Raw genomic sequence first — 3,229 nt, 5'->3', positions numbered from 1 at the left:
CTGAGAATAAACGCATGCGCGTTCATTCTATTACCCGGTATTAGCACCGATTTCTCGATGTTATCCCAGTCTACAGGGCAGGTTGCCCACGTGTTACTCACCCGTCCGCCGCTAACCTCTTAAGAGCAAGCTCTTAATTGGTTCGCTCGACTTGCATGTATTAGGCACGCCGCCAGCGTTCGTCCTGAGCCAGGATCAAACTCTCCATAAAAGTGTTTGAGTTGCTTCACGTTAATGTTGCAACATAGCTCAAAAAACAAATTAATGACGGGATTTTCTTGAAAATCCCTGAGATATCATGTATCTCTATTTCGCTTGGCTTTTGTTCAGTTTTCAAAGAACTCGGTGTCTCGTTGTTAGCGACATTTACTATCATAACACAACAATCAGTTCTACGCAATAACTTTTTGAAGTTAAATTTGTAAATTGTTATGAAACAATTGTTCATTAACTGCGACAATTAATAACTTACCACGAATGATAATTCCACGCAATAGTTAATTTCAAATAATTTTTTTGCGACTAGGTTTAATAATTTACCATACTTCAACAATAGAAGCAACTATAATATTTACTATCTCTCATTTACTCATAGACAAACAGTTAAAAAAACAAAAAAGAAAAGGGAATGTTCCAAAACGAAGTTTCTGACCTTCGAGCATAAGATGATTTTAGGCACTTATAATGTCATCACCTTGTGAAACAGTCCCCTTTCATATTCCTATTTGATCGCTTTACTAACCTTCAACTTCTTCCCTTTAACCGGCGTATTTTCCATCGCTTGTAACACGATTGAACCTTTACCATTTAAAATATCGACATACGTTAACGTATCCTGAATGCTAATAATTCCAATGTCCTCTGCAGTGACACCTGGAATTTTGGCAATCGTCCCAACAAAATCAACCGGTCGAAGTTTTTTCTTTTTACCTCCAGTAAAATGAAGCTTCATAATATCTTGATTGATACGTGCCGTTTTGTTATTCTTTACGACTCGACGTGCATTCATTTTTTCGGCAAACGCACCCATAGAGCTTATTACTTCGTGCTGACTTGGCATTTCTATAGAAGTTATCTCATAACCGATGAATTTCTCAATGGCTTTCAGGTATTTTCCCTCACTTGCTGTTACAATCGTAATCGCTTTGCCTTTATTCCCTGCACGACCTGTTCTCCCCGTTCGATGAACATAGCTCTCTTTTTCCATCGGTACATCATAATTAATTACGAGGGTTACATTATCAACATCAATCCCCCTAGCTGCTACATCGGTTGCGATCAGATAGCGAAAATCACCTTTTTTGAAGCCATTCATCACCGCAAACCGATCTTCTTGCTCTAATCCTCCATGAAGCTTTTCACAAGAGTAGCCAGAGTTTTGTAATCCTTTAAATACTAGATCAACATGTTCTTTTGTATTGCAGAAAACGATACAACTGTCAGGGTTTTCAACGGTTGTTATATCTTTTAGAAGAGCAACTTTCCCTTCTTCTCTCACTTCAATAAGCCGATGCTCAACCATATTCGCGTTTCCATCAGTTGCTTCTACCTCAATATGAGTTGGTTCTTTCATATATTTATGGCAGAGAACTTCCACATCTTTAGGCATCGTAGCAGAAAAAACCATAGTCACACGGTTATCAGGTAATTGTTGAATAATTCTTTCCACATCGGCAATGAATCCCATATTCAACATTTCATCTGTCTCATCTATAATTAGGTACTTTATCTGATCTAGGATTAGGGTTTCTCTTTCAATATGATCCATCACTCTCCCTGGGGTCCCTACAACGACATGTGTTTTCTGCTTTAACTCTTCTTTTTGTTTTGAGAAAGGCTCTTTACCGTATAAAGCTACCGTTTTTATTCGCTTAAACCTTCCGATATTCGTAATATCCTCTCTCACTTGAGCGGCAAGCTCTCTCGTCGGAGTCAAAATTAAAGCTTGTGGCTTTTTTTCTTCCCATTCAACCATTTCACATGTAGGAATCCCAAAGGCTGCAGTCTTTCCACTCCCCGTTTGTGATTTTACAACAAGGTCCTTTTTATTTATTGCTCTTGGGATTGTTTTCGCCTGTACCTCGGTTGGAGAATTGAATTTCATCACCGCAAGTGCTCTTTTTATTTCATCACTAATTTGCAAATCATCAAAATTTAATTTATTCATACGTACCCTCTTTTTCTAGTTATGATTTTCATATAGGTTCTCTCAAGCAGCACATCATATACAAGACATTAATAAGCAACAACAAAATCTATTTAAAAAATATAAAAAAAGGACTCTTACTAGAGTCCTTTCCCTACTTATGCTTTGTTAACGTTGACAGCTTGAGGTCCGCGTTGACCTTGTTCAACGTCGAATGTAACACTTTGACCTTCATCTAATGATTTAAATCCTTCGCCTTGGATAGCTGAGAAATGTACGAATACATCGTCTCCACCTTCAACTTCAATGAAACCGAAACCTTTTTCTGCGTTAAACCATTTTACTGTACCTTGTTGCATGTGTATAATCTCCTTATGTGGACGAAACCACTATTTATTACCATTATTGCTCAAATGATATCAAAGGCGAAAAGTTTAAATACTAATTCGTTATTGAAACAGCCCGAACAAAAATAACTACTTAAATATAGCATAGTTATTTCCCAAAAGCAATCGGAGCTTTTAATTAAATTTACTTCCTAGATGTAATCAACCACTAATTCGCACCATTTTTTGAATCGGGATAAACATATAATCAATCTTTCTTTCTAGCTCTGAGCAATATTCATCTAAGGTCTTCTCCCCCATCTCGTAAGTTATCTTAAGCTTGATAGGGCTTCTTCAACTCTATTTTCTATTTATCGGAGCCGTACAACTTCATATTCACAGTTCGAACATTTAAACCTAACACATCCATTATAAAAAGCAGGTTATCAATAACCTCTGACACTTTCACACTAAAACGGCAGCAAGCCATCGATCTTAACCGTTACAGTCGTGTGTAATAAAAAATACATAATGCGATTTTTCACACATGTATTTTTCATTGTAACTGTCAGTCCATCGAAGAAGATGCTGCTCCTTGTTTCTGCAGGTCTTCACCCTTTTGAGCGTGAAATTTTCAGACATAAAAAAACACAACCCTATTGGATTGTGTTTTACTGCCTGGCAACGTCCTACTCTCACAGGGGGAAGCCCCCAACTACCATCGGCGCAAAAGAGCTTAACGACCGTGTTCGGCATG

At 37.7% G+C, this 3,229-nt stretch carries 2 protein-coding genes and 2 rRNA genes; all 4 read right to left on the bottom strand.

Annotated elements, in window-relative coordinates; translation table 11 throughout:
- Positions 1-211, bottom strand: a 16S ribosomal RNA gene (locus AC1FXZ_RS21760); the annotation flags it as partial.
- Between the two features lie 510 nt (positions 212-721).
- Entirely contained in the window at positions 722-2,167 is a 1,446-nt protein-coding gene (locus tag AC1FXZ_RS21755) for a DEAD/DEAH box helicase (RefSeq protein ID WP_480057559.1), read from the bottom strand.
- A gap of 137 nt (positions 2,168-2,304) precedes the next feature.
- Positions 2,305-2,505 carry a cold-shock protein gene (locus AC1FXZ_RS21750; protein ID WP_480057557.1) on the bottom strand — a complete coding sequence of 67 codons (201 nt, stop codon included), beginning with the start codon at positions 2,503-2,505 and terminating at the stop codon, positions 2,305-2,307.
- Between the two features lie 643 nt (positions 2,506-3,148).
- A 5S ribosomal RNA gene (gene rrf / locus AC1FXZ_RS21745) occupies positions 3,149-3,229 on the bottom strand; the annotation flags it as partial.

The sequence above is a fragment of the Halalkalibacter sp. HAAS-P014 genome (assembly GCF_056619965.1).
This window is presented reverse-complemented; position numbering and strand designations above follow the sequence as displayed.

What these genes read in the sequence shown, in the direction of transcription:
- AC1FXZ_RS21755 (WP_480057559.1), bottom strand. Translation starts at nt 2,167, where the DNA reads ATGAATAAATTAAATTTTGATGATTTGCAAATTAGTGATGAAATAAAA.
- AC1FXZ_RS21750 (WP_480057557.1), bottom strand. Translation starts at nt 2,505, where the DNA reads ATGCAACAAGGTACAGTAAAATGGTTTAACGCAGAAAAAGGTTTCGGT.